We start from the raw sequence: 14791 nt of genomic DNA, 5'->3' as shown, positions 1-14791 counted from the left end.
ATTCGCAGGGAGCCATATCAATATCGGATAGCTGAATGGCTATCCCAGCTATCTGATATCGTCATGGCTGGAAGCGCTTTATTCATAGCTGCGGTGCACCATGCTCGCTTAGACTAGATCCGTCAAAAATCGCCCGCCAGGACCGCCCGCATGAATTCCGCCAGTACCACCGTCGCTTCCACTCCCGGCGTTATGTTACTCCGGGTCGGGCAGGCCGGCTGCGCGCTGCGCTGGGACGCGGCCGCGCAATGCTGGCGCTGGCCGGATCCGGCCGGCAGCCAGCTGTATGCATGGCCGGCGCCACCGGTCATGCCGAGCGGCGTGCGCATGCTGGAAAGCGCCTGCGCGATGGCCTGCGCCAGTTCCGGACGCGTGCTGCTGGGGCTGGGCAAGCGCCTCGGCATGGTGGAATTGCCGCAGCAGGGGCAGCCGAACCGGCCGTTGCAGGCGCAAGTTTTGGTCACGATCGACGCCGCCGAGCCGCGCACCAATATTAGCGATGGCTGTACCGACCGCGCCGGCAATTTCGTGTTCGGCACCGCCAATACCGGGCAAGACCGGCGCCCGATCGGCAGCTTTTACCAGTACTCGTCGCGCTATGGCCTGCGCCGGCTGGCGCTGCCGGCGGTGGCGCGCGCCACCAGCATTGCCTTCAGCCCGGACGGACGCCGCATGGTGTTTGCCGATGCCGTGCGCGGCGCCATCCTGCAATGCGATTACGACCCGGAGCGAGCCAAGGTCAGCAATGTGAAACCGTTTTCAGAGCTATTGGAGCAGGGCGCCGGCGCGGCGATTTTTGACCGCGCAGGCAATCTGTGGAGCGTGCAGGGCGGCGTGCTGGTGCAATACGACCGCGACGGCCAAGTGTTACAGCAGATTGCGCTGGCACGCGAGGCGGCGGCCAGCGTGGCTTTCGGCGGTGCGGACTTAGATCAACTACTGGTGCTCGGCGCGCAAGGCGGCTTGTACGGCTTGCCGCCGGATTTGCTCAAAGGGCTGACGCCCGGTGTCGCCGATGCCTTGTTTCGTGATGGCGGTAGCGCTTCCAGCGGCTCAGCGCGGGCCGGGCGGTGATTGACGCTGGTGCGGCCCGCATTTATGATGGGCAATCAAACCAATCACCAATATGACTGATTCCCGCTCGGATCGCTTTGTTCGTTCCCACCTGAAAACCCGTCACCTCGTCTTGCTGGTCGAACTCGGCCGGCACGGCTCCATCGCTCACGCAGCGCAAGCAGCCAACCTGACGCAACCCGGCGCGTCCAAGTTATTGGGCGAGCTGGAACACGCGCTGGGCGTGCAGTTGTTCGAGCGCTTGTCGCGCGGCGTGTCGCCGACCTGGTATGGCAAGGTGCTGATCCGGCGCGCCGGTGCGGCCTTGGCGGAGATGGACGCGGCGCATCAGGAAGTGATGGAGTTATTGTCTGGCCTGCGCGGCCGCGTCGGCATCGGCACGGTCTTGGCCCCGGCCACCGGCTTGGTGCCGAAGGCGATCAATCTGCTGAAAGAGCGCCACGCGCGCGTGCACGTAGCCGTCACCATGTCGACCAGCAAAGTGCTGGTCGAACGCCTGCGCAGCGGCGAACTGGATTTGGTGGTGGGCCGCATCCTCGATACCGAGGCGGCCGATGAATTGAATTTTGAGCCGCTCACCGACGAGCCGCATCTGCTGATCGCGCGCGCCAGTCATCCACTGATTGGGCGCAGCGATTTAAAGCTGGAAGACTTGATGGAGCAGTGCTGGATCCTGCCGCCAGCGGGCTCGATTCTGCGCGACCGTCTGACTGCGCTATTCCTGTCGCACGGTTTGGAGCAGCCCGCAGAAACCGTCGAAACGCTGGACATGCCCGTCGTTGCTAGCCTCCTGCTGAATAACGACATGATCGTGGCGCTGCCCGCAGAAGCCGTGCAGCCCTATCTTGATGCAGGCCTGCTGAAGGCTTTGCCGTTCGATCTTGGCGTGAGCATGGATTCGTTCGGCATTGTGACGCGCAAGCGACATCAACTCTCGCCAGGCGCCGACGCCATGCTCGCCGCGCTGCGCGACGCCGCAGCCAGCATTTATCCTCACTATCGCGCACCTGCTTGAGTTGCAACGTTGTCTGATATACGAACTTGGTATGGCCGAAACTAAAATAGCTATTGGTTAGTAAATTCGTGTTTCGTTAGCATCCGGTTATCCGTCCACATCTTCACCAGAGACGGGACAAATACAAACACTGGAGATGCACAATGAAACACAAAAAAATGAGCTGGCTCATTGCCACGCTCTTCACTTCCCCCCTGATCGTACAAGACGTCCTGGCGCAGGAAGCCGCCGCAGGCGACATCCAGCAAGTGAACGTGACCGGTATTCGCGCGTCGGTGCGCAATGCGCTGGCGGCCAAGGAAGCGTCCAACAGCATCGTGGAAGTGATCTCGTCGGAAGACATTGGCAAGCTGCCGGATACCACCATTGCTGAATCGCTGGCACGCTTGCCGGGCTTGTCGTCGGGTCTTGATCGCGGCAACGCATCGCAGATCGTAGCGCGTGGCATGGGCCCACGCTTCATCGGCGCGACCTTGAACGGCCGCGAGCTGGCATCGTCGGAGCCTAACCGCGCCGTGCGTTTCGAGCAGTTTCCATCGGAGTCGCTGAGCGGCGCCACCGTCTACAAGACGCAGCAAGCAGACGTGGTGGAAGGCGGCATTGCCACCACCATCGACCTGCAAACCGTGTCGCCATTGAAGACCAATGGCCGCCAAGTGGTGCTGCGCGCAGATGCGCTGTACTACCCGCTGGCCAAGGATATTCAAGGCGCCGACAAGACCGCGCCGCGTGTCGGCGGCGTGTATGTCGACCAGTTTGCCAACAAAACGATTGGCGCCGCGCTGGCCTTCAGCTATCAAGATCAGCCGGCGATTCAGAAGAACAAGCGCCACTGGGGCTTCAATGAAACCAACTCGGTTGACGTCACTGGCGACGGCAAAGTAGACAAGTTGCCATGGGGCTTCCAGGACGAAGCACGTCAAGGCAAGGACAAGCGCGGCAGCTTGCTGGGTAAAGTCGAGTGGAAGCCGAACAACGACGTGCAGATTACCGCCGACACCTACTACGCGGAAGCGAAGATCAAGGAACGCGGCCTGCAGCATTGGGTTGACGGCGTTGGCAACTGGGATGGCGGCAACTCGGCCAACTACAGCAACCTCGATGTGCGCAACGGCTACGTGGTCGGCGGCACCATCAGCAACGCCAGCTTGATCAACAATGATTTCATCTACGTGCAGGACACCAGTGTCGCCGCCAGTGGCTTGAACGGTAAGTTCAATGCCGGCGAGTGGAAGATCGACGCTGACCTGTCGTCCTCGCACGCCCGCCGCGGCAGCGCATGGCGCGACCTGCGCCAGTATGCCAATAGCAGCGTGCCTGTCACCTGGTCGTTCCCGGGCGACGAAGTGCAGAACTACAGCTTCGGCATCGACAGCGGCAAGGTCTCCAACTTCGGCGCACCATCGCTGTACATCGACAATGATGGCCACGTGAAGGACAAGCTGAATGCTGCAGCCCTGAGCGCATCGCGCTCGATCGACAGCAGTGTTGTCAGCCGCATCAAGGTCGGCGTACGCGCGACCGATCGCGAGAAGAGCTACCACCAGACCACGTGGACTTTGCAGCCTACGTCGGCGATTCCGGCATCAGCCTACGAGACCATCAACGTTGATGGCTACCCAGCCTTCATCGGCCTGAAAGACTGGGACAGCACCATCGCTTCCGCATTTGGCGGCAACGCCTTCAATCCGAATGGCCAGAAGCAGGAAGACTGGCAGATTCAGAACGACGCGCTGGCTGGCTGGAAGGTCAAGGAGCGCAGCACCTCGGCCTTCGTGCAAGGCGATCTGGATGGCGAAGCGTTTGGCAAAACCTATCGCGGTAACGTCGGCGTGCGCCTGGTGCACACCAAGCAAACCGGCTACGGCATGCAGTCGATTAACGGCGCCAAGCCAACTGCGACCGAAGGTGGTACCTCGTACACCGAAGTTCTGCCTAGCCTGAACTTGATTTTCAACCTGGATGAAGCGCAGGAACGCCAGATTCGCTTCGGCGTAGCCCGCGCCATGTCGCGTGCACCGCTGGACGAAATGCGTTCCTCGCGTAATCTGAGCGTGAACACCGACACCAGCCAGCCAGTCACCGGCAGCGCAGGTAATCCTGAACTGAAGCCGATGATGGCGAATCAGGTTGATTTGTCCTACCAGTGGTACTTCGGCAAAGGTTCGCTGCTGTCGGCTGGTGGCTTCTACAAGAAAGTATCGCGCTACATCGCTATCGAGAGCGACACCACTGTGGTGAATGGCCGCAATGCGACCATCACCCGCTCGGTGAACGGTGAAGGCGGCGACATTCGCGGTCTGGAGCTGGTTTATCAGCAGGCATTCACTTCGCTGCCGGCGCCATGGGATGGCCTAGGTATCTTCAGCAGCTACTCCTACACCACCAGCAATATCAAGGAGCAGACGCCGGTCAACGATCCGTACCCGATCGAGGGCCTGATGAAGCACAACGGCGGCGTAACCCTGTGGTACGAGAAAGCAGGCTACGAAGCGCGCCTGTCGGCCAACTATCACAGCAAGTTTGCCCGCAACCCAACCTGGGGCGCTGGTCAGCTGATCATGAACGAAGCCGAGACCTACCTGACCCTGAACCTGTCGAAGCAGCTGACGCCTAACCTGCAACTGCGCTTCGGCATCGACAACCTGACCAACCAAAAAGCGGTCTACACTAGCGCCAACATTCCGGGACAGCAGGAAGTCACCGAGTTCGGCCGCCGCTTTAACCTGGGTCTGACCTTCAAGCTGTAAGCACGCGTAATCCTTTATCGTGGTCTTGCGGAGTGGTGCGTGATGGCGCTACTCCGCTTTTTTTCCATTTGGGAGACGATTTTGAAAATAAGACTGATTGCTACTGTTCTGCTGATGCTGGCCTGTGTGACAGCAAGCGCCGCACCGCGCGAGCGCTTGTCGCTCGACCGCGGCTGGCTGTTCCACCAGGGCGATATCGTGCAGCCGCCTATCCTTGGGCACGAAGAATCCTACGGCAACGCCAAAGCCGGTAGCGCCGGCGGCGCTGCCGGTAATGAATACGACGACTCGGACTGGCGCCGCCTCGACCTGCCGCACGACTGGGCGGTGGAAGGCCCGTTCGATCCGAAAGCGAATGTCTCGCAAGGCTATCGTCCGCGCGGCATCGGCTGGTATCGCCGCTACCTGAAAGTCGATCCTGCGGATCGCGGCAAGCATTTTGAATTGCAGTTCGACGCCATCGCCACCCACGCCACGGTTTGGGTGAACGGTAATGTGGTCAACCGCAATTGGTCGGGCTATAACGCCAGCTACATTGACATCACGCCGTACTTGCGCTACGGCGATGCGCTGAACACCATCGCCATTCGCGTTGATGCTGAAGCGATGGAGGGCTGGTGGTACGAGGGCGCAGGCATCTACCGCCATAGCTGGCTGGTGAAACGCAGCCCGCTGCACGTGGTGACGGACGGCGTGCACGCCACGCCGCGCCTTGTGAAAGATAAACAGTGGAGCATTCCGGTCGAAGTCACGCTGAATAACAGCGGCAAGACGGCCGGCGATGTGATTGTGGAAGTGACCGTCTACGACCCAGCCGGCAAGCAGGTCGCGCAGCGTACCGCGCCTGCGCGCGTGAGTGTGCTGGGCACCAGCGCTGTGCAACTGCCGGTAACGATCAATAATCCCGCCCTGTGGTCGATTGAGAAAACCAATCTGTATCGCGTGACCACGCGCGTTCTGCAAGCTGGCAAGGCGGTGGATGAAACCTCGCTGCATACCGGTTTCCGCACCATCCGCTTCGACGCCGCGCAAGGCTTCTTCCTGAACGGCGTGCACGTCAAGCTGCAAGGCGTGTGCATCCACCAAGATCATGCCGGTGTTGGCGTGGCGGTGCCTGATTCGGTGTGGGAGTATCGTCTGCGTCGCTTGAAGGAGCTGGGCGTGAACGCGATTCGATTCTCGCACAATGCGCCTGCGGCGGAAGTGCTGGATCTGGTGGATCGCCTGGGCTTCGTGGTGATGGACGAGAACCGCAATTTCAATCCGTCGCCGGATTATATGAAGCAGCTGGAGTGGATGGTCAAGCGCGACCGCCATCATCCGGGTGTGGTGCTGTGGTCTGTCTTTAATGAAGAACCGGTGCAGGCGACCGAAGTCGGTTACGAGATGGTGCGACGCATGTCGGCTGCGGTGAAAGCGCTGGATGATACGCGTCCGGTCACCGCCGCCATGAACGGCGGCTTCCTCACTGAGTTGAACGTGTCCCACGCGGTGGACGTGGTAGGTGCCAATTACCAGGTGCCGGACTACGACAAGTATCACAAGGCCTATCCGAACAAGCCGTTCACCAGTTCCGAGGACACCTCTGCCTTCATGACGCGCGGCGAGTATAAGACGGTGAAAGAGAAAAATCTGATTGCCAGCTACGACGACGATGCCGCGCAATGGGGCAACACGCACCGCGATGCATGGGAAGCCATCGATACGCGTCCTTACGTGGCGGGTGGTTTCGTCTGGACTGGCTTCGATTATCGCGGCGAGCCTACGCCGAACGAGTGGCCTTCGGTTAGCTCGGTATTCGGCATCATGGACTTGAACGGCTTTGCCAAGACCGCGTACTACATCCACCAGGTACAGTGGATCAAGGACAAGCCGCTGATCCACATCGCGCCGCACTGGAACTGGAAGCAGGGCGAGAACGTGCGCGTGATGGTGATGGCGAACGTCGAAACCATCAAGCTGCTGCTGAATGGCCGCGCGCTGGGCGAGCAGAAGGTCGACCCGTACCGCATGAATAACTTCAACGTCGCTTTCGAGCCGGGCAAGCTGGAAGCCATCGGCTACAAGGGCGGCAAGGAAGTAGTGCGCACCTCGGTGGAAACCACCGGCGCGCCAGTAAAGCTGGAGCTGATCCCGGATCGCGCGAAGCTGGCGGGCGACGGCCATGACGCCATGCCGATCACCGTGCGCGCGCTCGATGCGCAGGGCCGCGCGGTGCCGCTGGCTGATAACGAGGTGACCTTTGCCGTCAGTGGTGGCGGGCGCTCCATCGGTCATGGCAACGGCGATCCTAATTCGCACGAAGACGAGAAGGGCGCAACGCGCCGCCTGTTCAACGGCCTCGCACAGTTGATCGTGCAGACCAACTACGACAGCAAGGACGCGATCACCATCAACGCCAGCGCCGCCGGCCTGCAGGCCGCCAGCGTGACGATACCGGTGCAGCAGGTCGCAGCGATTCCGTACGTGGCAAGCGCCGACGCGCCGCTGACCTTTGTGCGCAGCTGGCGCATCGCGCCGGACGGCGATGCGCGTCCAGATCCGAACCAGAAACTGGCCAGCTTCGACATGAATACCTGGGGCTGGGGTTCGCCGCCGATGCGCGCCGCTGCGGGCAGCAAGTACCACCTGTACCGCGCCAGCTTCACGCCGCGTAAAAATCTGGCGACCGGCACGGGACGGATTCGCTTCGCCTCGATCAAGGGCAAGGCAGAGATCTGGCTCAATGGCCAGCTGATCGGCAAGAAGGACAGCTATGCGGCCGAGCCGCTGGACGTCACGCTGCCGGCCGGCGCCGGCAAGCGCGAGATCAATGTGCTGATCGAAGCCGAGCCGGGACAGGGCAGCGGCATCGAGGGCCATGTGACGATCGAGCCCGGATTGTTGGTAAGCAGTAAATAAATCGTGTGCTTGTTAGTTGCAATCACGTGATTCGGTTGACGGCATCCCGCGCGCTCCCTATAGTGGCGGGATGATTTCCGAATTCCAAGACCTCTCTGACAAAATCGACCAGTTGGCCGAGATGACCGCCGCGCTGCGCCGGGAAAATGCACAACTGCGCCAGGCCAATGCCGCTCTTGTGGCGGAAAACATGGGCTATCAGCGCCGGCTGGGCGAAGCCTCCGGCCGCCTCGAGGCTTTGCTGGGTTCCATCCCGGGCCTCGATAGCGCCGAAACCGAAGATACGCTGCCTGAAAACGAGGACGCACGATGATCCAAGTGGATGTGACCATTATGGGCCAGCCGTACAAGCTGGCGTGCAAGGAAGACGAAGAAGCGGCGCTGCGTAAAGCGGCCGCTTTTGTCGACCGTAAAATGAGCGCGATTCGCGACGCTGGCAAGATCAAGGGCACCGACCGCATCGCGGTGATGGCCGCACTGAGCATGGCCGGCGAATTCCTCTCGGTGAAAGCGCCGCAAGGGCCGTTGTCTGACATGTCAATGTTGGAAGTACAGACCAAGATGGCGGCGATGCACAAGGTGTTAGATGCCGCACTCACGCCGCAAGAAGCGCTGTTTTAATTTGTAAATCAGCCTTCCTTTGCAGCGCACAAAAGAGTAAACTCTGTTTCACCCTGCGGTGTTCGAGACTTGTCATATATTCCTTGAACCATTTGTTTGCACCGGTCGTGGAAATTTGTTCGATGGGCGAGAGCGTCGCTAGTCCGATGAACCCGAAATTGAACTAACCGTGACCACCTGAGCCTTTTAGGTTCGGGATGCCGGCAAGACGGCACAGGCGGGGCCTTATATTTAAAGAAGCGGTTGTTAGCATGTGAATGCGCAGCCGCTTTTTTTCGTCTGGAGAATTGCTATGCAATACTGGTTGATGAAGTCCGAGCCGGATGAGGTAAGTATTGACGATGTCATGGCGTCGCCCAAGCAGACCACCGCGTGGTTCGGCGTGCGCAATTATCAAGCGCGTAATTTCATGCGCGACCAGATGCAGGTTGGCGATGGCGTCTTGTTCTATCACTCCAGCTGCCCGGAGCCCGGCATTGCAGGCCTGGCCGAGATAGTGAGCACTCCTTATCCAGACGCTTCGCAGTTCGACGCCAAGAGCAAATACTACGATCCCAAGGCCACGCAAGAGCAGCCGCGCTGGATTTCGATTGATGTGCAAGGCACGCAGAAAACGCGCTTGCTGTCGCTGGCGGAGATGCGGACGATCCCCACGCTGGAAGATATGGTAGTGCTGCAAAAAGGCAGCCGCCTGTCCATCACGCCGGTCACGCCGGCGCAATGGAAAGCCATCGTCAAGCTTTTGAAGTAAGAGGTTATCCGCGTTGTTGATCGTCTTAACGATCTGCTGCAGTCTGATGGCATTCTGAATGCTGCGATAACATGCTTGGGTAAGTAAACGTACTTTAGCACTTCGTCGAGCATTTCTGGGTGAAGTGATAAAGGAGAATTCCCACTCGCCATGCGCCGTCTGTGCATTACACCAAGTGCGAGTCTGCTTAGAAAGACGCACTTCAAATTTATTGGACTCTTCGAATGACTTCAGTAGCTGAAATATGTCGTGGCTTTTTGGTGCCTTGATGCGATTTAGCACTAAGATACATTTCAGGTACTTTTCGATTGCTTGTAGACTTTGCCAAAGAAACTGGGGAACTAGACCTGCGCGTGAAGAGAGGCGGGCTGCATGTAGTCGCAGTCAGCTATTTCTCGGAACGAGCGGAGGGAAAAATCATTGAGTAAGCCATTCGTGTGCATGATGCCTCTCCATGAAATTTAGTGTGATGGGTTAGCCAAGCGAATACCCGTTGGCGTTCAACAGCTATCGTGAAAAGCCCCCCCTAACGAAAGGGTCTGACCCCGTACGGGGTCAGACCCTGGCCGCAGCGGTGTGCGGGTTGGGTTAGTGCCGTCAGCGGCAAGGCAAGATCAACGGCAACGTCAACCCCGTATTGGGGCGCGGCCTTGCTGGCGCGCCTTGTACGACCATACCAGCATGATGATGGCGGCGATGACCATCGGCAGCGACAGCACCTGGCCGGAGGTGATCGGCATACCCAGCACCGTCGTTTCCCAATCCGGCGTGCGGAAGTATTCAGTGAAGAATCGCGCGCAGCCATACAGCAGGGTGTAGAACGCACCGACCGCCAAACGTGGACGCTCCTTGCGCGCGTACAGCCACAAAATCACAAACACGATCAGGCCATCAATCAGCAGCTGGTACAGCGGCGATGGATGGCGCAGGCCTTGCAGGAATACCGGGTCTGGATGCAGCGGGTAGCGGATGTCAGGCCACAGCATGGCCCACGGCAGCGATTGATCGCTGACCACGCGGCCCGGCAGTTCGGCATTGATGAAGTTACCGAGGCGGCCCGCCGCGTAACCGAGCGGCACCAGCGGCGCGATGAAGTCGTACACGTCGAGGATGTTGCGGCCCACTTTGCGCGCCCACAGCGACATCGCCACCAGCACGCCGATAAAGCCGCCGTGGAAGGACATGCCGCCATGCCAGACCTTGAAGATTTCAATCGGGTCGGAGAAGTATTTGACCGGCTCGTAGAACAGCACTTCGCCCAGGCGGCCGCCGATGATCACGCCCATCATGCCGTAGAAAAGCATGTCGTCCAAATCCTCTTTCTTCCACTGCTGCGCGGCGATGTGCGGCTGCTTGATGCGCACGCGGCCCAGCGCGATGAACATCGCAAAGGCCAGCACGTACATCAGGCCATACCAGTGGATGGCGACTGGCCCCAGTTGCAGGGCGATTGGGTCGGGCATCGGGTGTATCAGCATAAGGTGTTCTTTCTCAGTAGTTCCAAAAAGCCGTGCAAGACTGGCGAGGCGTTATCGCGCCGCCATGCGAGGCCGGTTTCGACCAAGGGCGTGGCGTCGGCCAGCGCCCGGTATTCTACCCCGGTACGCATCAGGTTGGAGACGGACTGCGGCACCAGCGCCATGCCGATGCCGGCCGAGACCAGGCTCACGATGGTTTGCATCTGGATCGCTTCCTGCCCGATCTGCGGCGTGATGCCGGCGTCGCGGAACACGGACAGGATGGCGTCGTGCAGCGCCGGCGAGATCGCGCGCGGGAAGATGATCAGTGGGAGCGGCGGCAGCGCGGCCAGTTTCAGCTTGCCCTTCTTCTTCAGCGCGGGCAGGCCGGAGGGCAGGGCCAGCACCAGCGGTTCGTTCAGCACCGGCAGGTAGTCGAGTTCCTGCCGCGCCTTGTCGGGCAGCGGCGGGATCAGCAGGCCGGCGTCGATGCGGTTGTGCAGCAGGTCGTCCAGTTGCAGGTCGGAGGTGGCTTCCTGCAGCGTGATCTGCACTTGCGGGTAGGCGGCACGGTAGGCGCGCAGGAAGGGCGGCAGCACGCTGTAATCGGCCGAGGAGACGAAGGCCAGGGTCAGGCGGCCTGCCTCGCCGCCAGCGGCGCGCTGAACCAGCTGTGGCAGTTCCTGCGCCTGCGCCAGCATGCGGCGCGCTTCGGGCAGCAGGGCGGCGCCAGCGGGCGTCAGCGCCACGCCGCGCCGGTTACGTTCGAACAGGGGAGCGCCGAGTTCTCCTTCCAGCGCCTGGATGGTCTGCGACAGCGGCGGCTGCGTCATGTGCAGGCGCAGCGCGGCCTTGCCGAAGTGGAGCTCTTCGGCCACGGTGACGAAGTAGCGGAGCTGTCGCAGTTCCATATGGTTAACTATGTAATTTAATCGCTGTGATATTTTATACGACTCACAGCAGCGGAAATCATATATTTGACAGGCTGGCAGGGTAGTCGCACACTCTTAGGCTAGCCTTACCATTGGAGAAACATCATGCCGCAATACCGTTCCCGCACCACCACCCATGGCCGCAACATGGCCGGCGCCCGCGCTCTCTGGCGCGCCACCGGCATGAAAGATGGCGACTTCGATAAACCGATCGTCGCCGTGGTCAACTCCTTTACGCAGTTTGTGCCGGGTCACGTGCACCTGAAGGATCTGGGCCAGCTGGTCGCGCGCGAGATTGAAAAAGCGGGCGGCGTGGCGAAAGAATTCAATACCATCGCCGTCGATGACGGTATCGCCATGGGGCACGGCGGCATGCTGTATTCGCTGCCGTCGCGCGACCTGATCGCCGACTCGGTGGAGTACATGGTCAATGCGCACTGCGCCGATGCGATGGTCTGCATCTCCAACTGCGACAAGATCACGCCGGGCATGCTGATGGCTGCCATGCGCCTGAACATCCCGGTGGTATTCGTGTCGGGCGGCCCGATGGAAGCGGGCAAAGTGGTCAAGGTCGTCAACGGCGGCCAGAAAGTCATCAAGCTGGATCTGGTGGATGCGATGATCAAGGCCGGCGACGCCACCGTCAGCGATGCCGACGTTGCGGAGATCGAGCGCTCGGCCTGCCCGACCTGCGGTTCCTGCTCCGGCATGTTCACCGCCAACTCGATGAACTGCCTGACCGAAGCGCTGGGCCTGTCGCTGCCGGGTAACGGCACCATCGTCGCCACTCACGCCGACCGCGAACAACTGTTCCTGCGCGCCGGCCGCCTGATCGTGGAACTGGCCAAGCGCCACTACGAGCAGGACGACTACTCCATCCTGCCGCGCTCCATCGCCACCAAGGCGACCTGGGAGAACGCGATGGCGCTGGACGTATCGATGGGCGGTTCGACCAACACCGTGCTGCACTTGCTGGCCGCAGCGCACGAAGCGGGCGTGGACTTCACCATGGCCGACATCGACCGCATCTCGCGCAAGGTGCCATGCCTGTGCAAGGTGGCGCCGATGACGGACAAGTTCCACATCGAAGACGTGCACCGCGCTGGCGGCATCATTTCGATTCTGGGCGAATTGGCGCGCGCTGGTTTGCTGGATACCTCGCGTCCAACCATTCACGCGCCGACCATGGGCGAGGCGATTGAGCGCAACGATATCAAGCGCAGCGACGATCCGGCCGTGCACCAGCTGTTCCGCGCCGCGCCGGGCGGCGTGCCGACGCAGGTGGCGTTCTCGCAGTCGGAGCGTTATGAATCGCTGGATCTGGATCGTGCTGCGGGCTGCATTCGCGACCTGGAGCACGCGTATTCGAAGGATGGCGGCCTGGCGGTCTTGTACGGCAACCTGGCCGAGAAGGGCTGCATCGTGAAGACGGCTGGCGTGGATGAGAGCATCCTCAAATTCAGCGGCAAGGCGCGCGTGTTTGAATCGCAGGACGCGGCGGTGGAAGCCATCCTCGGCGACACCGTGCATGAAGGCGATGTGGTCATCATTCGCTACGAAGGCCCGAAAGGCGGCCCTGGCATGCAGGAGATGCTGTATCCGACTTCGTACATCAAGTCCAAGGGCTTGGGCAAGGCCTGCGCGCTGTTCACCGATGGCCGCTTCTCGGGCGGTTCGTCGGGGCTGGTGATCGGCCACGCTTCGCCGGAAGCGGCGGAAGGCGGCGCGATCGGCCTGGTGGAAGAGGGCGATATGATCGATATCGATATCCCGAACCGCACCATCAATCTGCGCATCAGCGATGAAACGCTGGCGGCGCGGCGCGTGGCGATGGAAGCCAAGGGCGCCGATGCGTGGAAACCGGTCAACCGCGAGCGCTACGTCTCGCAGGCGCTGCAAGCCTACGCCGCGCTGACCACTTCCGCCGACCGCGGCGCGGTGCGCGACCTGTCTCAACTGAAACGCTGAGTCATCGCCCGGCGCGGCGCCGGGCGGTGTTAGGATTGGAGAGTTTTATACTGGTTTAATTTGGCATAATCATCGGACAACAATAATGCGCCGGCCAGCTGCCGGGTGCCCGTCCGCTATGCACACCTGCTCCCACGTCCTGGTGGTTGATGACCAAATTACGCATCTGCAAGCGCTATGCGACGTGCTGACCCAGCACGGCTTCTCGGTGAGCGGTTGCGCCACCGGCGAGGCCGCGCTGGCGCACTTGCGCGAGGGCGGCGTCGATGTGCTGCTGACCGACCTGGTGATGCCGCAGATCGACGGCCTGGCGCTGCTGGAGGCGGCGATCCGGCTCGATCCGCTGATTGCCTGCGTCATCATGACCGGCGCCGGTACGGTCGACAGCGCCGTGCGGGCGATGAAGGGTGGCGCCAGCGATTACATTGTCAAACCGTTCAAGGCGGCGGCGTTGCTGCCCATCTTGCACCGGGCAGCCGAGGCGCGCCAGTTGCGCCAGCAAAACCAGGCGCTCGAAGCAGCGCTGCGCGAGCGTGTGGCGCAACTGGCCAGCCTGAATGTGTCGCTGGAGGCGGCGCGCCAGGAGGCCGAGCGCGCCAATCACGCCAAGACGGTGTTCTTGTCGAGCATGAGCCACGAGCTGCGCACCCCGCTGAACAGCATCCTCGGCTTTGCCCAGATCCTGGCCAGCAGCAAATTCCGCAAGTTCGATAACGATCACCAGCGCTTCGCCGCCAACATCGTGCAGGCGGGACGCCACTTGCTGGCGCTGGTCAACGAGGTGCTGGACCTGGCCAAGATCGAGTCCGGCAAGATTGCGCTGCAGCTTGACCGCGTGGAGCTGGCGCCGTTGTTGCAGCAGGCTTGTGAGGTGGTAGCGCCGCTGGCGCAGGCGCGCAAGGTGACGCTGGCGGTGCCGGCGGTGACAATCCCGGCGCTGTGCGCCGACCCGGTGCGCTTGCGCCAGATCCTGGTCAACCTGCTGTCGAATGCGGTCAAGTACAACCGTGCCGGTGGCACGGTGCAGATGCGCTGCAGCGCCATCGATGGCTATGCCAGCATTGCCGTCAGCGACACCGGCCTCGGCCTCAGTGCCGACCAGCAGGCTGCGCTGTTCAAGCCGTTCGACCGCGCCGGACGCGAGCACAGCGATATCGAGGGCACCGGCCTCGGGCTGGTGATCACGCAACGCTTGGTGGAGGCGATGCGGGGGCGGATCACCGTCGAAAGCGAGCTGGGCACAGGTAGTACTTTTTGTGTCGAACTGCCGCTGGCTGCGCTGGCGCCGCCGCCCGCGGCCAGTCTCGCCGGCGGCTAGGGGA

General features: G+C 61.2%; 11 protein-coding genes, 1 other RNA gene and 1 pseudogene. 10 read left to right on the top strand and 3 right to left on the bottom strand.

Going from position 1 to position 14791, the window contains the following annotated elements; genetic code table 11:
* Positions 1 to 150: 150 nt before the first annotated feature.
* The 8 genes from GTP45_RS17740 to GTP45_RS17705 all read left to right on the top strand — a co-directional run bounded on the left by GTP45_RS17740 (position 151) and on the right by GTP45_RS17705 (position 9112).
* Complete coding sequence (locus tag GTP45_RS17740; RefSeq protein WP_229258517.1) at positions 151 to 1074, top strand: SMP-30/gluconolactonase/LRE family protein; 924 nt, start codon at positions 151 to 153, stop codon at positions 1072 to 1074.
* Between the two features lie 52 nt (positions 1075 to 1126).
* Positions 1127 to 2089, top strand: coding sequence for a LysR substrate-binding domain-containing protein (locus GTP45_RS17735; RefSeq protein WP_161015205.1), 963 nt, complete (start codon positions 1127 to 1129; stop codon positions 2087 to 2089).
* Positions 2090 to 2232: 143 nt separating this feature from the next.
* Complete coding sequence (locus GTP45_RS17730) at positions 2233 to 4839, top strand: TonB-dependent receptor (RefSeq protein ID WP_161015204.1); 2607 nt, start codon at positions 2233 to 2235, stop codon at positions 4837 to 4839.
* 81 nt (positions 4840 to 4920) lie between these two features.
* Entirely contained in the window at positions 4921 to 7740 is a 2820-nt protein-coding gene (galA, locus tag GTP45_RS17725) for a beta-galactosidase GalA (RefSeq protein WP_229258516.1), read from the top strand.
* Between the two features lie 70 nt (positions 7741 to 7810).
* Positions 7811 to 8053, top strand: coding sequence for a hypothetical protein (locus GTP45_RS17720; RefSeq protein WP_161015203.1), 243 nt, complete (start codon positions 7811 to 7813; stop codon positions 8051 to 8053).
* Positions 8050 to 8361: a cell division protein ZapA gene (locus GTP45_RS17715; protein ID WP_161015202.1), complete on the top strand. Its 312-nt coding sequence runs from the start codon at positions 8050 to 8052 to the stop codon at positions 8359 to 8361. The genes GTP45_RS17720 and GTP45_RS17715 overlap by 4 nt, the downstream gene beginning before the upstream one ends.
* 47 nt (positions 8362 to 8408) lie before the next feature.
* Positions 8409 to 8589, top strand: a non-coding RNA gene (gene ssrS / locus GTP45_RS17710) — 6S RNA.
* Between the two features lie 64 nt (positions 8590 to 8653).
* On the top strand, positions 8654 to 9112 hold the full coding sequence (locus GTP45_RS17705) for an EVE domain-containing protein (RefSeq protein WP_161015201.1): 459 nt from the start codon (positions 8654 to 8656) through the stop codon (positions 9110 to 9112).
* A gap of 219 nt (positions 9113 to 9331) precedes the next feature.
* On the opposite strand, the pseudogene GTP45_RS29325 reads toward GTP45_RS17705, so the two are convergent.
* From GTP45_RS29325 to GTP45_RS17690, 3 genes and pseudogenes are all read right to left on the bottom strand, one after another.
* Positions 9332 to 9496, bottom strand: a pseudogene (locus GTP45_RS29325) (HEPN domain-containing protein); the annotation flags it as partial.
* 242 nt (positions 9497 to 9738) lie between these two features.
* Positions 9739 to 10590 carry a prolipoprotein diacylglyceryl transferase gene (gene lgt / locus GTP45_RS17695; RefSeq protein WP_161015200.1) on the bottom strand — a complete coding sequence of 284 codons (852 nt, stop codon included), beginning with the start codon at positions 10588 to 10590 and terminating at the stop codon, positions 9739 to 9741.
* A complete protein-coding gene (locus tag GTP45_RS17690; RefSeq protein ID WP_161015199.1) occupies positions 10584 to 11480 on the bottom strand; it encodes a LysR substrate-binding domain-containing protein in 897 nt (298 codons plus the stop codon). The genes lgt and GTP45_RS17690 overlap by 7 nt, the downstream gene beginning before the upstream one ends.
* Before the next feature lie 126 nt (positions 11481 to 11606).
* On the opposite strand from GTP45_RS17690, the gene ilvD reads away from it, so the two are divergent.
* Together ilvD and GTP45_RS17680 are read left to right on the top strand one after the other, a co-directional pair.
* The gene (gene ilvD, locus GTP45_RS17685; RefSeq protein ID WP_161015198.1) at positions 11607 to 13469 is read left to right on the top strand and encodes a dihydroxy-acid dehydratase; all 1863 of its coding nucleotides are present in this window, start codon (positions 11607 to 11609) and stop codon (positions 13467 to 13469) included.
* Positions 13470 to 13587: 118 nt separating this feature from the next.
* Entirely contained in the window at positions 13588 to 14787 is a 1200-nt protein-coding gene (locus tag GTP45_RS17680) for a hybrid sensor histidine kinase/response regulator (protein ID WP_161015197.1), read from the top strand.
* Positions 14788 to 14791 lie beyond the last annotated feature (4 nt).

Origin of the sequence: Duganella rivi, from assembly GCF_009857435.1 — a bacterium.
Taxonomy (GTDB): domain Bacteria; phylum Pseudomonadota; class Gammaproteobacteria; order Burkholderiales; family Burkholderiaceae_D; genus Rugamonas; species Rugamonas rivi.
The sequence above is the reverse complement of the archived record's forward strand: the minus strand, read 5'-3'. Positions and strand labels throughout refer to the sequence as shown.